The organism is Streptomyces rapamycinicus NRRL 5491 (genome assembly GCF_024298965.1).
Classification (GTDB): domain Bacteria; phylum Actinomycetota; class Actinomycetes; order Streptomycetales; family Streptomycetaceae; genus Streptomyces; species Streptomyces rapamycinicus.
On the sequence record NZ_CP085193.1, the window covers coordinates 3,796,177 to 3,818,242 of the forward strand.

Consider the following 22,066-nt stretch of genomic DNA (forward strand, 5'->3'; position numbering starts at 1 on the left):
GCGGGAGGACGGAGTTTGTCCGCCATCGGGATTGCCGTTCGATCACGATTCTGGGGTCTCACTCCGCCACCTCCCTCAACTTGACGTTTCGGTAGGGGAAACGGTTGCCCGCCAAACCCTTATGAGTGAGCCTTACCGCGGATCACGTCGAGCACGCCATCCAATTCATCCGGCTTGACGAGCACATCGCGCGCCTTGGATCCCTCGCTCGGGCCGACGATGTTCCGGGACTCCATGAGATCCATCAGCCGCCCCGCCTTGGCGAAACCCACCCGCAACTTGCGCTGAAGCATCGACGTGGAGCCGAACTGAGTGGAAACCACCAGCTCAGCGGCCTGGCAGAGCAGATCGAGATCATCGCCGATCTCCTCGTCGATCTCCTTCTTCTTCGACGTCCCGACCGTCACGTCATCGCGGAAGACCGGTGCCATCTGCTCCTTGCAGTGGGCGACGACCGCCTCGACCTCGGACTCGGTGACATAGGCGCCCTGCATCCGGGTGGGCTTGTTCGCGCCCATCGGCAGGAAGAGGCCGTCGCCCTTGCCGATCAGCTTCTCGGCGCCGGGCTGGTCCAGGATGACGCGGCTGTCGGCCAGCGAGGAGGTGGCGAAGGCGAGTCGTGAGGGCACATTGGCCTTGATCAGGCCGGTGACGACGTCCACCGAGGGCCGTTGGGTGGCCAGCACCAAGTGGATCCCGGCCGCGCGCGCCAGCTGAGTGATCCGCACGATCGAGTCCTCGACGTCCCGCGGTGCGACCATCATCAAATCGGCCAGCTCGTCGACGATCACCAGCAGATACGGGTAGGGCTTGAGCTCCCGCTCGCTCCCCTCGGGCTCCTTCACCTTCCCCTTGCGGACCGCCGCGTTGAAGTCGTCGATATGGCGGAAGCCGTAGGCCGCGAGGTCGTCATAGCGAAGATCCATCTCCCGTACGACCCATTGGAGCGCCTCGGCGGCACGCTTGGGGTTGGTGATGATCGGTGTGATCAGATGCGGGATGCCCTCGTAGGCGGTCAGCTCCACCCGCTTGGGGTCGACCAGCACCATCCGCACATCGTCCGGCGTGGCCCGGGCCATGATCGATGTGATCAGGCAGTTGATGCAGGAGGACTTGCCGGAGCCGGTCGCGCCCGCCACCAGCACATGCGGCATGGTGGCCAGGTTGGCCGCCACATAGCCGCCCTCGACGTCCTTGCCCAGCCCGACGATCATCGGATGGTCGTCGCCGACGGAATTCGCCGAGCGCAGCACATCGCCCAGGTTGACCATCTCGCGGTCGCTGTTGGGGATTTCGATGCCGACGGCCGACTTGCCGGGGATCGGGCTGATGATACGAACATCGGGGCTGGCGACCGCGTAGGCGATGTTCTTGGTCAGCGCGGTGATCCGCTCGACCTTGACGGCCGGGCCCAGTTCCACCTCGTAGCGGGTGACCGTCGGGCCGCGGGTGAAGCCGGTGACGGCGGCGTCCACCTTGAACTCCGTGAACACCTTCGTCAGCGAGTCCACCACCGCGTCGTTGGCCGCGCTGCGGGTCTTGCCGGGGCCACCGCGCTCCAGCAGGTCGAGCGAGGGCAGCGAGTAGGTGATGTCGCCGGAGAGCTGCAGCTGCTCGGCGCGCGGCGGCAGCGGCGCGCCGGACTCGACCGCGGCCCGGGTGAGATCGGGGACCTGCTGCGGATCCGCCTCGTCGGCGCCGTCGGTACGGCCCTTCCCGGCCGCCGCCCTGCCCTTGGCGCCGCCCTTCCCGGACTCCTTGTCGGCATCGCGCGCGCCGGGCACCCCGCCGCCCGCGGCTCCGTCCTCGCGCTCCCCCGAAAGCCCGTTGCTGAGCCCGGCGACGAGCGGCGAGGGCTGCACACCGTGCAGCACGGCCCCGTCCAGCGAGGCGGCGGCAGCGGCCGCCACGTCCACCGCGTCCAAGGGCCGGTCGAGCGGCGGTTGGGTGGACGACGAGCGGCGCGAGCGCCGGCGCTTGCGCAGCGCATCCTCCTCGGCCCGCTCCGGGCCTCCGGCGCCGTCCGGGTCCTCTTTGGCGAGCGAGGTTCTGCGAGACCGCCTGGCGGGCGTCTCGCGCCATTCGTCGGCGTACTCCGCCGCGTCGTACCCGGCCTCCGACGCGTACGCGTCCTCGTGGTCCCGCACCAGGCCCAGCCGGACGCCCACCTGCCGCAGCCGCTGCGGAATCGCGGCGACCGGCGTCGCGGTGACCACCAGCAGCCCGAAGACGGTGAGCAGCACCAGCAGCGGTACGGCCAGCACGTCGCCCATGAGGTAGATCAGCGGCCGGGAGACGGCCCAGCCGATCAGACCGCCCGCGTCCTGCATCGCCGCGGTGCCCTCGCCGCGCCCCGGGGCGCCGCAGGCGATGTGCACCTGCCCCAGGACGCCGATGACGAGCGCCGAGAGCCCGATGACGATCCGCCCGTTGGCCTCCGGCCGCTCCGGGTGGAGGATCAGCCGGACGGCGATCGTGCCCAGCAGTATCGGCACCACCAGGTCGAGCCGGCCGAAGGCGCCGGTGATCAGCATCTCGACCAGCCTGCCGACCGGCCCGTCCAGATTGGACCAGGTGCCCGCCGCGACGATCAGGGCGAGCGCGAACAGCAGCAGGGCGCTGCCGTCCTTGCGGTGAGCCGGGTCGAGTCCTTTGGCGCCGCGTCCTATGCCGCGGAACATCGCCGCGAGGCCGCGCGCCATGCCCATCCACACGGCGCGCACGATGCGGAACACGCCGCTGGTGGGATTCGGGGCGGGCGAGGGCGCCGCCTTGGCCGCCGCCTTCTTCGACGCCGCTTTCTTCGCGGGCGCGGCGGACTTCTTGGCGGGTGCCTTCTTCGCGGGCGCCTTCTTGGCGGCCGCCTTCTTCGCCGCGCCTCCGGACTGCCCGGCGCGCTTCTTCGAGGTGCCCGCCGTGCTCTGGGAACCCTTGCCGGACGTACGAGAGGCCATGGAGGCGAGGTTACCCGCGTCCGCCGTACGGAGCACGCATGGCGGGGGTATCAGGCACCACTGACGTCACACCGGTGCCGCTGCGCCGACGAGGCGGTGAGACGCCCGTGACGGCGCGTCAAAGTGCGGGTGACCGGTCGGCGATGACCGACCGACGGTGACGGCGGGGCGGACGGATCAGTTCTGCGAGGGGACCTGACCGGCGCCGCTGCCCGCGCCCGGCTCGAGCGCGTCCAGCGCCCGCCGCAGACCGGTCAGCTTGCGCTCCAGATGGGCCGCGGTGGCCACGGCCGCGGCATCGGCCGACTCGTCCAGCTGCTTGGACAGCGCCTCGGCCTGCTCCTCGACGGCCGCGAGCCGCGCGGACAGCTCGGCGAGCAGCCCCGCCGACTCCTTGGCCTCCCCGGCGGCGGGCTGGCCACCCTCCAACTGCAGCCGCAGCAGCGACGCCTGCTCCCGCAGCTGGCAGTTCTTCATGTACAGATCCACGAAGACCGAGACCTTGGCTCTGAGCACCCACGGGTCGAAGGGTTTGGAGATGTAGTCCACCGCACCGGCCGCATAGCCCCGGAAGGTGTGGTGCGGACCGTGGTTGATCGCCGTGAGGAAAATGATCGGGATGTCGCGGGTCCGCTCCCGGCGCTTGATGTGCGCCGCGGTCTCGAATCCGTCCATGCCCGGCATCTGGACGTCCAGCAGAATCACCGCGAAGTCGTCCGTCAGCAGCGCCTTGAGCGCTTCCTCCCCTGACGATGCCCGCACCAGGGTCTGATCGAGCGCGGAGAGAATGGCCTCCAGCGCCAGCAGATTCTCCGGCCGGTCATCGACCAGGAGGATCTTGGCCTTCTGCACCATGCCCCGTCCTCCTCGTCCCGGCTTGGGGTCTCCCCAGCTCGCAGAGCTGAGGGAAGCACCGGGCGCCGCCCCAGGGGACGGCTCCCTTGCGCCGCCCGTCCTTGTGCCGGTCATGGTAGCCGCACCCCGCTGTTCGCCACACCCTGTCACCGCGATGTCACTGTGCACGTAGCAGAAACGCGGCGGGAGACCAGAAGGTTCCCCGATTACCGCGTTCCCACACGTGTTCGGCGACACTCAGTCAACACCACGGTCGTCCCGCGCGTGCCTCGGGTCACTCCACCGACATCCACTGCTCCATCACCGTAAGAAGATGATCGGTGTCGACCGGCTTGGTGACGTAGTCCGACGCGCCCGCTTCGATGCTCTTCTCCCGGTCGCCCTTCATCGCCTTCGCGGTGAGGGCGATGATCGGCAGCCCGGCGAACTGCGGCATCCTGCGGATCGCGGCCGTTGTGGCGTAGCCGTCCATCTCCGGCATCATGATGTCCATCAGGACCAGTACGACATCATCGTGCTGCTCCAGGACCTCGATGCCCTCCCGGCCGTTCTCCGCGTACAGCACCTGCAGCCCGTGCTGTTCCAGCACGCTGGTCAGCGCGAAGACATTACGGATGTCATCGTCGACGATCAACACCTTCTCGCCGTGGAAGCCGCCCGCCGGTTCCGGGGCCACCAGATCCTGGCCGCCCAGCAGCCACGGCTCGGGGGACTGCGCCTGCCGTCCCGGGCGACGGCCCGCCGACCGGGCGCCCGACTCCGTCTCCGGCTGCGGCGGGGCCTGCTCCGCGTCGGTCCGCGACGCCTCCTCCTCGGCCCGCTGACGCCTCCGGAACAGCCCGGAGCCGCCACGGCCGCGCGCCGCCGGAGAGCCGTCGGAGGCGTCCTGTGCGGCCTCCTCCCGCTCCGCCGCGGCACCGTTCCCCGCGGTCTCCTCCACGGCGCCGGGGAACGCCTCGAGCGCCAGCGGGGCCGAGCTGCTCGGGGCGAGCTGCGGATAGCCCTGGGGCGGCAGCTCGCTGGGGTGCAGCGGCAGGTAGAGCGTGAACGTCGAGCCGCGGCCCGGTTCGCTGGCCGCGTGGATCTCGCCGCCCAGCAACCGGGCGATCTCCCGGCTGATGGACAGGCCCAGTCCGGTGCCGCCGTACTTACGGCTGGTGGTGCCGTCGGCCTGCTTGAACGCCTCGAAGATCACTCGCATCTTGCTCGCCGCGATGCCGATACCGGTGTCGGTCACCGAGAAGGCGATCATCTCGGCGTCCGCGTCGCGCAGCGCGCCGTGCTCCAGCAGCTGCTCCCGGATGGCATGCGGCACATCAGCGCCCGCCGGCCGGATGACCAGCTCCACGGCGCCGCCGTCGGTGAACTTCACCGCGTTGGACAGCAGATTGCGCAGCACCTGCAGCAGCCGCTGCTCGTCGGTGTGCAGCGTCGCCGGGAGCTCCGGCGAGACCCTTACGGAGAAGTCCAGGCCCTTCTCCGCGGTCAGCGGCCGGAAGGTGGCCTCCACATAGTCGACGAGCTGGACCAGGGCGATACGAGTCGGGCTGACGTCCATCTTGCCCGCCTCGACCTTCGACAGGTCCAGGATGTCGTTGATCAGCTGCAGCAGGTCGGAGCCCGCGCCGTGGATGGTCTCGGCGAACTCCACCTGCTTCGGCGAGAGGTTGCCGTCGGCGTTGTCGGCGAGCAACTTGGCCAGGATCAGCAGCGAGTTGAGCGGCGTGCGCAGCTCGTGCGACATGTTCGCCAGGAACTCGCTCTTGTACCGCATCGAGACGGCGAGCTGCTCGGCACGCTCCTCCAGCACCTGCCGGGCTTCCTCGATCTCGGTGTTCTTGACCTCGATGTCGCGGTTCTGGCGGGCCAGCCGCTCGGACTTCTCCTCCAGCTCCGCGTTGGACGACTGGAGGGCCTTCTGCCGGTTCTCCAGCTCGGCCGACCGCTCCCGAAGCTGCTCGGTCAGCTCCTGCGACTGCTTCAGCAGCACCTCGGTCTTGGTGTTGACGCTGATGGTGTTGACGCTGGTGCCGATCATCTCGGCGATCTGGTTGAGGAAGTCCTTCTGGATCTGGGCGAACGGCTGGAACGACGCCAGCTCGATCACGCCCAGCAGCTGCCCCTCGAAGAGCACCGGCAACACGATCACATGGGCCGGAGCCGCCTCGCCGAGCCCCGAGGCGATCTTGAGATAGCCCGGCGGCACGTTCTCCACCAGGATCGGGCGCTTCTCCTCGGCGACCGTGCCGATCAGCGTCTCACCGGGCTTGAAGCGGTTGGGCATCGAGCCCTGGGTGTAGCCGTAGGAACCGACCAGCAGCAGTTCGTAGCCGTCGTCGGAGGTGCTGTCCGCGACCACGTCGGTGCCCTCGCCGGGCGGTACGGCCAGGAAGAACGCACCGTGCTGGGCGGAGACCACCGGGGTCAGCTCGCTCATGATCAGCCGGGCGACGTCCTCCAGGTCGCGACGGCCCTGCATCAGACCGGAGATCCGGGCCAGGTTGCCCTTGAGCCAGTCCTGCTCCTTGTTGGCGAGCGTGGTCTCGCGCAGGTTGGCGATCATGGTGTTGATGTGGTCCTGGAGGACCTGGATCTCGCCCGAGGCGTCCACGTCGATCTTGAGGTTGAGATCGCCGCGGGTCACCGCGGTGGCCACCTCGGCGATGGCGCGCACCTGACGGGTCAGGTTGCCGGCCATCTCGTTCACCGACTCGGTCAGGTCCTTCCAGGTGCCGGCCACGTCCCGCACCCGCGCCTGGCCGCCCAGCTGGCCCTCGGTACCCACCTCACGGGCCACCCGGGTCACCTGCTCGGCGAACGACGACAGCTGGTCCACCATCGTGTTGATGGTCGTCTTCAGCTCGAGGATCTCGCCCCGCGCCTCGATGTCGATCTTCTTGGTCAGATCACCCTGGGCGATGGCCGTGGTGACCATGGCGATGTTGCGGACCTGGCCGGTCAGGTTGGACGCCATCGAGTTCACCGACTCGGTGAGGTCCTTCCACGTCCCCGAGACGCCGGGCACCCGGGCCTGGCCGCCCAGGATGCCGTCCGTGCCCACCTCGCGGGCCACGCGGGTGACCTCGTCGGCGAACGAAGACAGCGTCGTCACCATCGTGTTGACGGTGTCGGCCAGCGCCGCGACCTCGCCGCGCGCCTCGACCGTCACCTTCTTCGTCAGATCGCCGTTGGCGACCGCGGCCGAGACCTGCGAGATGTTCCGCACCTGGATGGTCAGGTTGTTGGCCATCAGATTGACGTTGTTGCTCAGGTCCTTCCAGATACCGGTCACGCCCGGAACCCGCGCCTGACCGCCCAACTGCCCCTCGGTGCCCACCTCACGGGCCACCCGGGTCACCTGCTCGGCGAACGACGACAGCTGGTCCACCATCGTGTTCACCGTCGTGACCAGCTCGAGGATCTCGCCCTTGGCGTCGACGGTGATCTTCTTCGACAGATCGCCCTTGGCGACCGCCGTCGTCACCTCCGCGATCGAACGCACCTGGGACGTCAGGTTGTTGGCCATACCGTTGACGGACTGGGTGAGGTCCTTCCACGTCCCGGAGACGCCCTGCACCTCGGCCTGGCCGCCCAACTGGCCCTCGGTGCCCACCTCGCGGGCGACCCGGGTGACCTCCTCCGCGAAGGACGACAGCTGGTCGACCATCGTGTTCAGAGTGTTCTTCAGCTCCAGGATCTCGCCGCGCGCGTCGACGTCGATCTTCTGGGAGAGGTCACCGCGCGCGACCGCCGTGGCCACCTGCGCGATATTTCGCACCTGGGCGGTCAGGTTGCCCGCCATGCCGTTCACCGAGTCGGTCAGATCGCGCCAGACGCCCGCCACACCGGGCACCTGCGCCTGACCGCCCAGCCGCCCGTCCGTGCCCACCTCGCGGGCGACCCGGGTCACCTGCTCGGCGAAGTCGGAGAGCTGGTCGACCATCGTGTTGATGGTGTTCTTCAGCTCCAGGATCTCGCCGCGCGCGTCCACCTCGATCTTCTGCGACAGATCTCCGCGCGCGACCGCCGTCGTCACCTGGGCGATACCGCGCACCTGCGCCGTCAGGTTCCCGGCCATGGAGTTCACGGAGTCGGTCAGGTCGGCCCAGACGCCGCTGACCCCGTCCACCCGGGCCTGACCGCCCAGCCGGCCCTCGGTGCCCACGTCCCGCGCCATCCTGGTGACCTGGTCGGCGAACGAGGACAGCTGGTCCACCATGGTGTTCACGGTGTTCTTCAGCTTGAGCATCTCACCGGAGACGTCGACGGTGACCTTCTGGGACAGGTCGCCGTTCGCCACCGCCGTCGTCACCTGGGCGATGTTGCGCACCTGTCCGGTGAGGTTCCGGAACGCGGTGTTCACCGAATCGGTCAGGTCCTTCCACGTACCCGCCACGCCGGGCACCTGTGCCTGACCGCCCAGTTCACCCTCGACGCCGATCTCCCGGGCGACCCGGGTCACCTCGACACCGAAGGACTGCAGCTGGTCCACCATCGTGTTGACGGTGTTCTTCAGCTCCAGCATCTCTCCGGCCACATCGACGGTGACCTTCTGCGACAGATCGCCGTTCGCCACCGCCGTCGTCACCTGGGCGATGTCCCGCACCTGCGCGGTGAGGTTCCGGAACGCGGTGTTCACCGAATCGGTGAGATCCTTCCACGTACCCGCCGCACCCGGCACCTGCGCCTGACCGCCCAACAGCCCATCGGCGCCGACCTCGCTGGCCACCCGCGTGACCTCGTCCGCGAAGGTGCGCAGCGTCTCGGTCATGGTGTTGATCGTGTCGGCCAGCTGCGCGACCTCGCCGCGTGCGCTCACCGTGACCTTCTGCGACAGATCACCGCTGGCGACCGCCGTGGTGACCTGGGCGATCCCGCGCACCTGCGCGGTCAGGTTCCCGGCCATGAGGTTGACGGAGTCGGTGAGGTCCTTCCAGACGCCCGCGACACCCGGCACCTTCGCCTGGCCGCCCAGCTCACCCTCGGTGCCCACCTCACGGGCGACCCGGGTCACCTCGGAGGCGAAGGAGGAGAGCTGGTCCACCATCGTGTTGACGGTTTCCTTCAGCTCGAGCATCTCCCCGGACACATGAACCGTGACCTTCCGGGACAGATCACCCTTGGCCACCGCGGTCGTCACGAGAGCGATGTCACGCACCTGAGCGGTGAGCCGGGAGGCCATCGTGTTGACGGACTCCGTGAGGTCCTTCCACGAACCCGACATTCCGCGCACCCGGGCCTGACCGCCCAGCTTGCCCTCGGTGCCGACCTCGCTCGCGACCCGCGTCACCTCGTCGGTGAACGCCGAGAGCTGATCCACCAGGCCATTGACCGTGCGGCCCACCTTCAGGAACTCACCCCGCAGGGGATGCGCCGACCCGTCGGAGCCCTGGGCCCGCAGGTCCATGCGCTGCTCCAGGTCGCCCTCGGCGACCGCCGACAGCACCCGGCCCACCTCGGACACCGGCCGTACGAGATCGTCCACCAGGGCGTTGGACGCGTCAATGGCCGCGGCCCACTGCCCCTCACAGGCGCCGGTCTCCAGTCGCTCGGTGAGCTTGCCCTCGCGGCCGACCACCCGCCGCACCCGGGTCAGCTCGCCCGTGAGCTGCAGATTGCGGTCCGCGACCTCGTTGAAGACCGCGGCGATCTCGGACATCACGCCCTCGCCCGAGACCGTGAGCCGCTTGCGGAAGTTCCCGTCCCGCATGGCCGTCATCGCGGTCAGCAGCCGGTTCAGGGCCGCCGTATCCACTTCAGTCGTCCCATTGCTCCGGGACCGTCCGCCTTTCGCGCGCGTGTTCGTGCCCCGCGCCGCTGCGCCAGACTCCACCGTGTCCCTCCCGCAGGGTTGACCGTCCTCGTCGGGTTCTTCTTCCAGCTTCCCCAGTGTTTCACCATGCCCCAACCAGGCCATAACAGTTCGGCAGCATCCCACACCCCCGAGGGCACCTCTGGGTGGAATCGAAGCCGACCGGCATTCGCGAAGGCATCGGTGGTAAGTAACCTGGCAACCGGCCAGGGCATCGGAGGGGCGCTGCGACATGGGTGAGCAGTTCGCCGAGACACTTATGAGGAGACCTGTGATCACCGCGCGGGCAGCCGCCACCTTCGAGCCGGTGGGACGCTCGGTCGCCGCCGCCCGCACCTTTGTCCGGGACACCCTCCAGGGGTGGGGCCTCACCGACATCGTGGACGACGCCGTCGTCCTGACCAGCGAACTTGTCACCAACGCGGTGGTGCACGCCGGTACCACCGCCGATGTGGTCTGCATCCGCGCCGACACCGGCGTGCGCGTCGAGGTCGCCGACCGCTACCCCGAGCGCGAGGTCCCGCTGCAGAGCAACGGCGGCCACCACTTCGGGCACCCCGACCGCGAGGGCGGCCGCGGTCTGCTGCTGTGCGCCGCGCTCGCCGCCCGCTGGGGCGTCGAGTACACCGCGACCCACAAGCAGGTATGGTTCCAGCTCGACTTCCCCGACCGCCCGGCCGGCACCCGGGCCGCCGGGCCCGCCCTGCCCTCCAGCGCCCTGCCCATCGCCGACTCCCGGGTCCGGGTGGGCGTCGTCCAGGTCGACAGCGGCGGACTGATCAGCGCCTGGAACGACGACGCTCAGGAACTCTTCGGCTACCAACCGGAACAGATCATCGGCAAACCGCTGACCGACCTCGCGGCCTGGCCGCACACCCCCGGCACCGGCACCGGCGTCGCCGAGGCGCTTCTGCTCTCCCGCTGGGAGGGCTCCTACGGCATCCGCGGCGCCGACGGCCGGGTCTCCCCCGTCTACGCCTCCCACCTGCGCATCCGCGACGCCGAAGGCGAGCCGTCCACCGTCTGTCTACTGGTCCGCGACCGCGAGCGCGCCGTGCTCCAGAGCCCGATGCGCGGTGCGAACGTGGACGCCGCCGAAACCGCCGAGCGGGGTCCGGCCACCGACGCCTTCGAGGTCTTCATCGGCTCCCCGGCCCCCGACGACCTCGACGGACTGCTCCAGCGCACCGTCGAGCGGGCCCGCGACATGCTCGACGGCGACGCCGCCTATCTGCTGCTCGCCACCGACGACGAGACCGAACTGGAGGTCCGCGCCTCCACCGGGCTGCCCTCCGCCCGCCAGCGCTTCGCCCGCGTCCCCGTCGAAGCGGGCACCGGGCGCTACGGCTCGGCCCGGATGCCCGCCGTCCACGAGGATCTGTCCGCGGTGCCCGGCGCCGTTCCCCTGCTGGTGAACACGGGCATGCGCTCCGTGGTCACCGTTCCGCTGAAAGTCGAGGGCCGGCTCACCGGCTCGCTCGGCGTCGCCGCCGAGTCCCCCGCCCGCTACAGCAACGAAGAGGCCCTGCGGCTACAGTTCGCCGCCGACCGCATCGCCCTCGCCGTCGAGCGCGCCCGCCTCACCGAGCTGGAGCGGCTCCGCCGCGGCTCCCTGTCCTTCCTCGTCGAGGCGTCCGACCTCCTCGCGGGCACCCTGGACCGCGATCAGACGCTGGCGCTCATGGCCCAGATGACGGTGCCCACACTGGCCAGTTGGTGCGCCGTCTATACGGTCGCCGACCAGGCATCCGAACCCGAGCTGTCGTACGTTCTGCATGAGGACGAGGACCGCATCGACGGGCTCAAGGCCCTGCTGATGAAGATCGACCCACCGGAGCAGGTCCCCACCGGCGGCGCCCGCAGCTGGTCCGGCCCCTACGACGCGGCCCACGCCGCCGCCCTGCGCACCTCGCTGCGCAGCCTCAGCCTCGGCGACTCCGCCCGCCCCTCCTCCGGCCCCGGCGCCTCGCTCGCGACCGCCTCAGCGGTCGGCGGGGAGACGGTCGTACTGCCTCTGGTGGCCCGCAACCGCGTCATCGGCATGCTCATCCTCGGCAAGCCCACCGACGAGCACTTCCGCCAGGAGAACCTGGAACTGGCCGAGGACCTCTCCCGCCGGGCCGCGCTCGCGCTGGACAACGCGCGGCTGTACTCGGAGCGCACCGCGATCAGCCAGTCACTGCAGCGCAGCCTGCTGCCGCCCGAGCAGCCCGAGGTCCCCGGGGTCGAGGTCGAGGTCATCTACCGCGCGGCGGGCGAGGGCAACGAGGTCGGCGGCGACTTCTACGACCTCTTCCCGATCCGCGACGGGGCGTACGGCTTCGCCATCGGCGACGTCTGCGGCACCGGACCGGAGGCCGCCGCGGTCACCGGACTCGCCCGGCACGCCCTGCGGCTGCTCGCCCGCGAGGGCTTCGGCGGCCCGGCGGTCCTGGAGCGGCTCAACGCGGCGATCCTCGACGAGGGCGCCCGCAGCCGCTTCCTGACCCTCCTCTACGGCGAGTTGTGGCCACAGCACGACGGCAGCGCGGTGCTCAAGGTCGTCTGCGCCGGACACCCGCTGCCGCTCCGGCTGCGCCAGGACGGCAGCGTGGAGGCGGCGGCCGAGCCCCAGCCGCTGCTCGGCGTCATGGAGGACCTGGAGCTGTACGAGCAGACGGTGACGCTCGACCCGGGCGATGTGCTGCTGTGCGTCACCGACGGCGTGACGGAGCGGCGCGAGGGCACCAGGATGCTCGGCGACGACGGCCTTCTCGACGTCCTCACGACCTGCACCGGCCTTACGGCGGGCGCGGTGGCCGCCCGGGTGCTGCGGGCGGTCGAGCGCTTCGCCGCGGAGCCGCCGTCCGACGACATGGCGATCCTGGCGATGCGCGTCCCGGAGCCCGAGCCCGTCGACGCCTGAGGCGCCCGGGCATCGCCGGGCTCCGGCGATGCCCGAACATGACGAAGACCCCCGCCACTTGGCGGGGGTCTTCGCAGGAGAGCCCCAATACGGAATCGAACCGTAGACCTTCTCCTTACCATGGAGACGCTCTGCCGACTGAGCTATTGGGGCGCGTCGACGGAATCGATCATACCCGAACTCGGGTGCGCTCCCGAACACTCGCCCCGTGGCTCAGGCGGCTGACTGCAGCAGCCCGCCCAGCGCGTTGCAGGCCGAGACCACGCGCTGCAACTCCCGCCGCGACATGGTCGGATCGACGGGCAGCGCCAGGCACTCATCGGCCGCGCGCTCGGTCTCCGCGAGCCACAGATCGCGCCGGAAGCGCGCGGTGCGGTGCGCGGGCGTCTGTACGGGCACATGGCATACGACGCCGCGAGAACGCAGCGTACGGGCGAAGGCGTCCCGGTCCGGCCGGCCGTTGCCGGGGACCCGGACGACGTATTGCTGGTAGGTGTGTTCCACGCCGGGCGCGACCGGCGGGGGCAGGACGCCACGCAGCTTTCCGTCCAGATAAGCCGCGTTGGCCTGCCGCCGCGATATCTCCCCGGCGGGCTCGCTGACAGCCCCGTATCCGATCACCAGCACGCCGTTCCGCTGGCCGAGCTCGGTGAGGGCCGCCATGTCGGCGGGATGTCCGAAGGTGTGAATGGCCACGATGGCCGCGGTCCTGGGCGTCAGCGCCTCGGCCACCGCGGCCGGGTCTATGCAGTAGGTATGGGCGTCGATGTCCACGAACACCGGCCTGGCGCCGGCCAGGAGTACCGCTTCCGCGGCTTCGGGAGTGCCGTAGGACGGCACGATGACCTCGTCGCCCGGTCGCACACGCGCCCGGGTCAACTCATGCAGCAGCTCATCCGTAGGAGTCCCCATGAGCGGCATCGTGCCCAGAGAACATGAACACCGAGTGGCTCGCAACACAACAAGAGAAGAGCCCTGTCGGTGACTGAAGTCCCGACAGGGCTCTCTCTGCAAAATTTGTTCGGCGGCGTCCTACTCTCCCACAGGGTCCCCCCTGCAGTACCATCGGCGCTGAAAGGCTTAGCTTCCGGGTTCGGAATGTAACCGGGCGTTTCCCTAACGCAATGACCACCGAAACACTATGAAACACACCACCGGACCCACCCACACCCAAAAACATAGAAGTATGGGGGTCGGACGGTTCGTTGCTTCAGAACCAACACAGTGGACGCGAGCACCTGAGGACAAGCCCTCGGCCTATTAGTACCAGTCAACTCCACCGGTCACCCGGCTTCCATATCTGGCCTATCAACCCAGTCGTCTACTGGGAGCCTTAACCCATCAAGTGGGTGGGAGCCCTCATCTCGAAGCAGGCTTCCCGCTTAGATGCTTTCAGCGGTTATCCCTCCCGAACGTAGCCAACCAGCCATGCCCTTGGCAGAACAACTGGCACACCAGAGGTTCGTCCGTCCCGGTCCTCTCGTACTAGGGACAGCCCTTCTCAAGACTCCTACGCGCACAGCGGATAGGGACCGAACTGTCTCACGACGTTCTAAACCCAGCTCGCGTACCGCTTTAATGGGCGAACAGCCCAACCCTTGGGACCGACTCCAGCCCCAGGATGCGACGAGCCGACATCGAGGTGCCAAACCATCCCGTCGATATGGACTCTTGGGGAAGATCAGCCTGTTATCCCCGGGGTACCTTTTATCCGTTGAGCGACGGCGCTTCCACAAGCCACCGCCGGATCACTAGTCCCGACTTTCGTCCCTGCTCGACCCGTCGGTCTCACAGTCAAGCTCCCTTGTGCACTTACACTCAACACCTGATTGCCAACCAGGCTGAGGGAACCTTTGGGCGCCTCCGTTACCCTTTAGGAGGCAACCGCCCCAGTTAAACTACCCACCAGACACTGTCCCTGATCCGGATCACGGACCCAGGTTAGACATCCAGCACGACCAGAGTGGTATTTCAACAATGACTCCCCCTGAACTGGCGTCCAGAGTTCACAGTCTCCCACCTATCCTACACAAGCCGAACCGAACACCAATATCAAGCTATAGTAAAGGTCCCGGGGTCTTTCCGTCCTGCTGCGCGAAACGAGCATCTTTACTCGTAATGCAATTTCACCGGGCCTATGGTTGAGACAGTCGAGAAGTCGTTACGCCATTCGTGCAGGTCGGAACTTACCCGACAAGGAATTTCGCTACCTTAGGATGGTTATAGTTACCACCGCCGTTTACTGGCGCTTAAGTTCTCAGCCTCGCCGACCCGAAAGTCGACTAACCGGTCCCCTTAACGTTCCAGCACCGGGCAGGCGTCAGTCCGTATACATCGCCTTACGGCTTCGCACGGACCTGTGTTTTTAGTAAACAGTCGCTTCTCGCTGGTCTCTGCGGCCACCACCAGCTCAAGGAGAAAATCCCATCACCAGCAATGGCCCCCCTTCTCCCGAAGTTACGGGGGCATTTTGCCGAGTTCCTTAACCATAGTTCACCCGAACGCCTCGGTATTCTCTACCTGACCACCTGAGTCGGTTTAGGGTACGGGCCGCCATGAAACTCGCTAGAGGCTTTTCTCGACAGCATAGGATCATCCACTTCACCACAATCGGCTCGGCATCAGGTCTCACCCACATGAGAGACGGATTTACCTACCCCTCGGGCTACACCCTTACCCCGGGACAACCACCGCCCGGGCTGGACTACCTTCCTGCGTCACCCCATCACTTACCTACTACCACCTTGGATCAGCGGCTCCACCACTCCCCTCAACTCCGAAGAGATCAGGGCGGCTTCACGGCCTTAGCATCAGAGGATTCGATACTGGGCGTTTCAAAGCGGGTACCGGAATATCAACCGGTTGTCCATCGACTACGCCTGTCGGCCTCGCCTTAGGTCCCGACTTACCCTGGGCAGATCAGCTTGACCCAGGAACCCTTAGTCAATCGGCGCACACGTTTCCCACGTGTGTATCGCTACTCATGCCTGCATTCTCACTCGTGAACCATCCACAACTCGCTTACACGGCTGCTTCACCTGGCACACGACGCTCCCCTACCCATCACAGCGATCGTTGGACCACATACTGCAATGACACGACTTCGGCGGTACGCTTGAGCCCCGCTACATTGTCGGCGCGGAATCACTTGACCAGTGAGCTATTACGCACTCTTTCAAGGATGGCTGCTTCTAAGCCAACCTCCTGGTTGTCTCTGCGACTCCACATCCTTTCCCACTTAGCGTACGCTTAGGGGCCTTAGTCGATGCTCTGGGCTGTTTCCCTCTCGACCATGGAGCTTATCCCCCACAGTCTCACTGCCGCGCTCTCACTTACCGGCATTCGGAGTTTGGCTAAGGTCAGTAACCCGGTAGGGCCCATCGCCTATCCAGTGCTCTACCTCCGGCAAGAAACACACGACGCTGCACCTAAATGCATTTCGGGGAGAACCAGCTATCACGGAGTTTGATTGGCCTTTCACCCCTAACCACAGGTCATCCCCCAGGTTTTCAACCCTGGTGGGTTCGGTCCTCCACGAAGTCTTACCTCCGCTTCAACCTGCCCATGGCTAGATCACTCCGCTTCGGGTCTTGAGCGCGCTACTAAATCGCCCTATTCGGACTCGCTTTCGCTACGGCTCCCCCACACGGGTTAACCTCGCAACACACCGCAAACTCGCAGGCTCATTCTTCAAAAGGCACGCAGTCACGACCGTGCTCCGAAGAACACGGCGACGCTCCCACGGCTTGTAGGCACACGGTTTCAGGTACTATTTCACTCCGCTCCCGCGGTACTTTTCACCATTCCCTCACGGTACTATCCGCTATCGGTCACCAGGGAATATTTAGGCTTAGCGGGTGGTCCCGCCAGATTCACACGGGATTTCTCGGGCCCCGTGCTACTTGGGAAATAAGCAAGCAAGCCACTACGATTTCAGCTACGGGGGTCTTACCCTCTACGCCGGACCTTTCGCATGTCCTTCGCCTACCGCAATGGTTTCTGACTCACCCAGCCGCCGGCAGACGACTGAAGCTCACTCCCACAACCCCGTACGCGCAACCCCTGCCGGGTATCACACACATACGGTTTAGCCTCATCCAGTTTCGCTCGCCACTACTCCCGGAATCACGGTTGTTTTCTCTTCCTGCGGGTACTGAGATGTTTCACTTCCCCGCGTTCCCTCCACATACCCTATGTGTTCAGGTATGGGTGACAGCCCATGACGACTGCCGGGTTTCCCCATTCGGACACCCCCGGATCAAAGCTCGGTTGACAGCTCCCCGGGGCCTATCGCGGCCTCCCACGTCCTTCATCGGTTCCTGGTGCCAAGGCATCCACCGTGCGCCCTTAAAAACTTGGCCACAGATGCTCGCGTCCACTGTGCAGTTCTCAAACAACGACCCGTACCCCGTCACCCACACACCTTTGGCGTGGTACACCGGGACCGGCCCGAAGACACAAGCAGCGTTCCTGCCCGCACCTTCAGACACCCAACAGCGTGCCCGACCCGGTCTCCGATCCGATCCGCGTTCCACACCCCAAGGGGCAGTACTAGCAGCCGTCACACGAAGAACCGTGCCGAATAGTCAACGTTCCACCCACGAGCAACCGTGCAGGACATCTGCCCGCAGTCGGCTATGTGCTCCTTAGAAAGGAGGTGATCCAGCCGCACCTTCCGGTACGGCTACCTTGTTACGACTTCGTCCCAATCGCCAGTCCCACCTTCGACAGCTCCCTCCACAAGGGTTGGGCCACCGGCTTCGGGTGTTACCGACTTTCGTGACGTGACGGGCGGTGTGTACAAGGCCCGGGAACGTATTCACCGCAGCAATGCTGATCTGCGATTACTAGCGACTCCGACTTCATGGGGTCGAGTTGCAGACCCCAATCCGAACTGAGACCGGCTTTTTGAGATTCGCTCCACCTCACGGCTTCGCAGCTCATTGTACCGGCCATTGTAGCACGTGTGCAGCCCAAGACATAAGGGGCATGATGACTTGACGTCGTCCCCACCTTCCTCCGAGTTGACCCCGGCAGTCTCCTGTGAGTCCCCATCACCCCGAAAGGCATGCTGGCAACACAGAACAAGGGTTGCGCTCGTTGCGGGACTTAACCCAACATCTCACGACACGAGCTGACGACAGCCATGCACCACCTGTACACCGACCACAAGGGGGCACCCATCTCTGGATGTTTCCGATGTATGTCAAGCCTTGGTAAGGTTCTTCGCGTTGCGTCGAATTAAGCCACATGCTCCGCCGCTTGTGCGGGCCCCCGTCAATTCCTTTGAGTTTTAGCCTTGCGGCCGTACTCCCCAGGCGGGGAACTTAATGCGTTAGCTGCGGCACGGACAACGTGGAATGTCGCCCACACCTAGTTCCCAACGTTTACGGCGTGGACTACCAGGGTATCTAATCCTGTTCGCTCCCCACGCTTTCGCTCCTCAGCGTCAGTATCGGCCCAGAGATCCGCCTTCGCCACCGGTGTTCCTCCTGATATCTGCGCATTTCACCGCTACACCAGGAATTCCGATCTCCCCTACCGAACTCTAGCCTGCCCGTATCGAATGCAGACCCGGGGTTAAGCCCCGGGCTTTCACATCCGACGCGACAAGCCGCCTACGAGCTCTTTACGCCCAATAATTCCGGACAACGCTTGCGCCCTACGTATTACCGCGGCTGCTGGCACGTAGTTAGCCGGCGCTTCTTCTGCAGGTACCGTCACTTGCGCTTCTTCCCTGCTGAAAGAGGTTTACAACCCGAAGGCCGTCATCCCTCACGCGGCGTCGCTGCATCAGGCTTCCGCCCATTGTGCAATATTCCCCACTGCTGCCTCCCGTAGGAGTCTGGGCCGTGTCTCAGTCCCAGTGTGGCCGGTCGCCCTCTCAGGCCGGCTACCCGTCGTCGCCTTGGTAGGCCATCACCCCACCAACAAGCTGATAGGCCGCGGGCTCATCCTGCACCGCCGGAGCTTTCCACCACCAGACCATGCGGTCGGTAGTCATATCCGGTATTAGACCCCGTTTCCAGGGCTTGTCCCAGAGTGCAGGGCAGATTGCCCACGTGTTACTCACCCGTTCGCCACTAATCCCCGGCCGAAACCGGTTCATCGTTCGACTTGCATGTGTTAAGCACGCCGCCAGCGTTCGTCCTGAGCCAGGATCAAACTCTCCGTGAATGCTTCCGGGCTATCCCGGCAACACATCACGAGAGCGGAACCACCGGAGGAATAATCCGATGGTTCACAGCGTCCTCGCTGTGTTCTTCTTCAAAGGAACCTCGTCCAAGAATGGACGGGGTATCAACATATCTGGCGTTGACTTTTGGCACGCTGTTGAGTTCTCAAGGAACGGACGCTTCCTTCGAAACCGTTTCACCGGCTTCTCCGGGCGCTTCCCTTCGGTGTTTCCAACCTTACCAGACCCGATTCCCGGTCGTTTCCGATCCGAATTCCGTTTCCGGTGGCCGCTGGAGGGCCTTGCCTTTCGGCTTCGTCGACTTTATCAGAATTTCTCCGAGTCGATTTCCACCCCCGCCGGTGGGCTCCTCCGAAGACCGTTGAGTGCTCCGGGTTCCCCTCTGGCGGAGCCGTAAACGTACTGGAGCGGGGCTCCTCGATGCAAATCGAGGAGCCCCGCCGGGTGTTCAGCGCCGGTGTGGCGCTGAGGGGATGTCAGGCGGGACGTCAGACCTCGACCACCACAGGAAGGATCATCGGACGGCGGCGGTAGCTGTCGGAGACCCACTTGCCGACCGCGCGGCGCGCCAGCTGCTGGAGCTGGTGCGGGTCCACGACCCCATCGGAGGCCGACTTGATCAGGGCATCCTCGATCTTCGGGATGACCGCGGAGAAGGCGGAGTCCTCGATGCCGGAGCCCCTCGCCTGGATATGCGGACCGCCCACGATCTTGCCGGTCGAGCTGTCGACGACCACGAAGATCGAGATGATGCCCTCGTCCCCGAGGATGCGGCGGTCCTTGAGCGAGGTCTCCGTGACATCGCCGACCGAGAGGCCGTCCACGTACACGTATCCCGCCTGCACCTTGCCGACGATCTTGGCGATGCCGTCGACCAGGTCCACCACGACACCGTCCTCGGCGATGACGCAACGGTTCTTCGGAACCCCGGTCAACGCGCCCAACTCGGCGTTGGCGCGCAGATGGCGCCATTCGCCGTGCACCGGCATCAGGTTCTTGGGCCTGCAGATGTTGTAGAAGTACAGCAACTCACCGGCCGAGGCATGGCCGGAGACATGGACCTTGGCGTTGCCCTTGTGGACGACCGTGGCGCCCCATCGTGTCAGCCCGTTGATCACCCGGTAGACCGCGTTCTCATTGCCGGGGATCAGCGACGAGGCCAGGATCACCGTGTCGCCCTCGACGATCCGGATCTGGTGATCGCGGTTGGCCATCCGGGACAGCGCGGCCATCGGCTCGCCCTGGGAGCCCGTGCAGACGAGCACCACCTCGTCGTCCCGTAGGTCGTCGAGGGTCTTCACGTCCACCACGAGACCGGCAGGCACCCTCAGATAGCCGAGGTCACGGGCGATGCCCATGTTGCGGACCATCGAGCGGCCGACGAAGGCGACCTTGCGCCCGTACTCATGCGCCGCGTCCAGGATCTGCTGGATGCGGTGCACATGGCTGGCGAAGCTGGCGACGATGATGCGCTTCTGCGCGTTGCCGAAGACCTGGCGCAGCACAGCGGAAATATCGCGCTCGGGCGGTACGAACCCGGGGACCTCGGCGTTGGTGGAGTCCACCAGGAGCAGATCGATACCCTCCTCGCCAAGCTTGGCGAACGCGGGCAGATCCGTGAGCCGGCCGTCGAGCGGCAGCTGGTCCATCTTGAAGTCGCCGGTGTGCACGGCCATGCCGGCCGGGGTGCGGATGGCGACCGCCAGGGCGTCCGGGATGGAGTGGTTGACCGCGACGAACTCGCACTCGAAGGGGCCGATCCGCTCGCGGTGCCCCTCCTCGACCTCGAGGGTGTACGGACGGATCCGGTGCTCCTGAAGCTTCGCCTCGATCAGGGCGAGCGTCAGCTTGGAGCCGATCAGCGGGATGTCGGGCTTCTCGCGGAGCAGGAAGGGGACGCCGCCGATGTGGTCCTCATGGCCGTGGGTGAGGACGATGCCGTCGATGTCGTCTAGACGGCCCCGGATGGATGTGAAGTCCGGCAGGATCAGGTCGACTCCGGGCTGCTCCTCCTCGGGGAAGAGCACCCCGCAGTCGACGATCAGCAGCCGGCCGCCGTACTCGAAGACCGTCATGTTCCGGCCGATCTCACCGAGGCCACCGAGCGGGGTGACGCGCAGACCGCCCTCGGGGAGCTTCGGCGGAGGGCCGAGCTCAGGATGCGGATGACTCAAAAGACTCTCCTCACCACGCGCGCCACATGCCCTCTGGGCACATGGCGCGCGTGACATTCGTGCACTTGCTGATGTGTCTGTATGCAGTTGTGAAGTATGAAGGTGCGAGAAATCGCCTCTTTGCCTAGAGCTGTACCCCGCCGGCGGCGAGATCGCGCTTGAGCTGTTCGGTTTCCTCGGCGGTCAGCTCGACCAAGGGCAGGCGCAGCGGCCCCGCGGGCTGGCCCTGGAGGGTGAGCGCGGCCTTGGTCGTGATCACACCCTGGGTGCGGAACATGCCGGTGAAGACCGGCAGCAGCTTCTGGTGGATCTCCGTTGCCTTCGCGACGTCGCCCGCGAGATGGGCCTCGAGCATGGCCCGCAGCTCGGGGCTGACCAGATGGCCGACCACGGAGACGAAGCCGACCGCGCCGACCGACAGCAGCGGCAGGTTCAGCATGTCGTCGCCGGAGTACCAGGCGAGGCGGGAGCGGGCGATGGCCCAGCTGGCGCGTCCGAGGTCGCCCTTGGCGTCCTTGTTGGCGACGATGCGCGGGTGCTCGGCGAGCCGGACCATGGTCTCGGTACCGATCGGGACACCGCTGCGGCCCGGGATGTCGTAGAGCATGACCGGCAGGCCGGTGGCGTCGGCGATGGCGGTGAAGTGCCGGAGGAGGCCTTCCTGCGGCGGCTTGCTGTAGTACGGCGTGACGGCCAGCAGCCCGTGGGCACCGGCCTGCTCGGCAGCGCGGGCGAGCTCCACGCTGTGCCGGGTGTCATTGGTGCCCGCTCCGGCCACGACATGGGCGCGGTCGCCGACCGCCTCCACCACGGCGCGTACGAGCTGGGCTTTCTCCGCATCGCTGGTGGTGGGGGACTCGCCGGTGGTGCCGTTGACGATCAGTCCGTCATTGCCGGCGTCCACCAGATGAGCAGCGAGTCGCTGGGCGCCGTCGAGGTCGAGCGCGCCGTCAGTGGTGAATGGCGTGACCATGGCGGTCAGCACCCGCCCGAAAGGGGTCTGCGATGTGGATGTCGGTGCCATGGGCTCCACGCTACTCGTAGCGCGCCCCACGGCGCTCGCTCGGGGCTGCGGACGGAGCGAAGAGATGGGACCCGGCACTGCCTGCTCGGGGGTTCAAGCAGTGCCGGGCCCGTTTGTTCAGCCTAGATGAACTTCTCGAAACGCCG

Annotated in this window: 7 protein-coding genes, 1 tRNA gene and 3 rRNA genes; 1 reads left to right on the forward strand and 10 read right to left on the reverse strand. The window is 66.4% G+C overall.

The features are described from left to right. Nucleotides 1-119: 119 nt before the first annotated feature. From LIV37_RS15315 to LIV37_RS15325, 3 genes are all read right to left on the reverse strand, one after another. Nucleotides 120-2,954 (reverse strand): DNA translocase FtsK, encoded by a 2,835-nt coding sequence (locus LIV37_RS15315; RefSeq protein WP_121826023.1) that lies wholly within the window; start codon nucleotides 2,952-2,954, stop codon nucleotides 120-122. Between the two features lie 177 nt (nucleotides 2,955-3,131). Further along, the gene (locus tag LIV37_RS15320; protein ID WP_020868040.1) at nucleotides 3,132-3,809 is read right to left on the reverse strand and encodes a response regulator; all 678 of its coding nucleotides are present in this window, start codon (nucleotides 3,807-3,809) and stop codon (nucleotides 3,132-3,134) included. Between the two features lie 274 nt (nucleotides 3,810-4,083). After that, entirely contained in the window at nucleotides 4,084-9,642 is a 5,559-nt protein-coding gene (locus tag LIV37_RS15325) for a HAMP domain-containing protein (protein WP_254807104.1), read from the reverse strand. A 250-nt stretch (nucleotides 9,643-9,892) separates the two neighbouring features. Between LIV37_RS15325 and LIV37_RS15330 the strand changes: the two genes are divergently transcribed. Next, on the forward strand, nucleotides 9,893-12,526 hold the full coding sequence (locus tag LIV37_RS15330; protein ID WP_020868042.1) for a SpoIIE family protein phosphatase: 2,634 nt from the start codon (nucleotides 9,893-9,895) through the stop codon (nucleotides 12,524-12,526). A gap of 80 nt (nucleotides 12,527-12,606) precedes the next feature. Here LIV37_RS15330 and LIV37_RS15335 read toward each other — a convergent pair. The 7 genes from LIV37_RS15335 to dapA all read right to left on the reverse strand — a co-directional run bounded on the left by LIV37_RS15335 (nucleotide 12,607) and on the right by dapA (nucleotide 21,920). Next, nucleotides 12,607-12,679: transfer RNA gene (locus LIV37_RS15335), tRNA-Thr, on the reverse strand. A gap of 60 nt (nucleotides 12,680-12,739) precedes the next feature. Then, nucleotides 12,740-13,438, reverse strand: a complete 699-nt coding sequence (locus LIV37_RS15340) for a DegT/DnrJ/EryC1/StrS family aminotransferase (RefSeq protein WP_121825438.1) — start codon at nucleotides 13,436-13,438, stop codon at nucleotides 12,740-12,742. Between the two features lie 107 nt (nucleotides 13,439-13,545). Then, nucleotides 13,546-13,662 (reverse strand): 5S ribosomal RNA (rrf, locus tag LIV37_RS15345). Between the two features lie 104 nt (nucleotides 13,663-13,766). Further along, nucleotides 13,767-16,887 (reverse strand): 23S ribosomal RNA (locus tag LIV37_RS15350). Nucleotides 16,888-17,176: 289 nt separating this feature from the next. Further along, nucleotides 17,177-18,703 (reverse strand): 16S ribosomal RNA (locus LIV37_RS15355). Together the 16S, 23S and 5S rRNA genes form the textbook arrangement of a ribosomal RNA operon. Before the next feature lie 507 nt (nucleotides 18,704-19,210). Continuing rightward, nucleotides 19,211-20,896, reverse strand: a complete 1,686-nt coding sequence (locus tag LIV37_RS15360; RefSeq protein ID WP_020868044.1) for a ribonuclease J — start codon at nucleotides 20,894-20,896, stop codon at nucleotides 19,211-19,213. A 124-nt stretch (nucleotides 20,897-21,020) separates the two neighbouring features. Then, entirely contained in the window at nucleotides 21,021-21,920 is a 900-nt protein-coding gene (gene dapA / locus LIV37_RS15365) for a 4-hydroxy-tetrahydrodipicolinate synthase (RefSeq protein ID WP_020868045.1), read from the reverse strand. Nucleotides 21,921-22,066: the final 146 nt, after the last annotated feature.

Excerpts from the sequence above, each read along its gene's own strand:
- LIV37_RS15315 (WP_121826023.1), bottom strand. The coding sequence starts at position 2,954 with ATGGCCTCTCGTACGTCCGGCAAGGGTTCCCAGAGCACGGCGGGCACC.
- LIV37_RS15320 (WP_020868040.1), bottom strand. The coding sequence starts at position 3,809 with ATGGTGCAGAAGGCCAAGATCCTCCTGGTCGATGACCGGCCGGAGAAT.
- LIV37_RS15340 (WP_121825438.1), bottom strand. The coding sequence starts at position 13,438 with ATGGGGACTCCTACGGATGAGCTGCTGCATGAGTTGACCCGGGCGCGT.
- dapA (WP_020868045.1), bottom strand. The coding sequence starts at position 21,920 with ATGGCACCGACATCCACATCGCAGACCCCTTTCGGGCGGGTGCTGACC.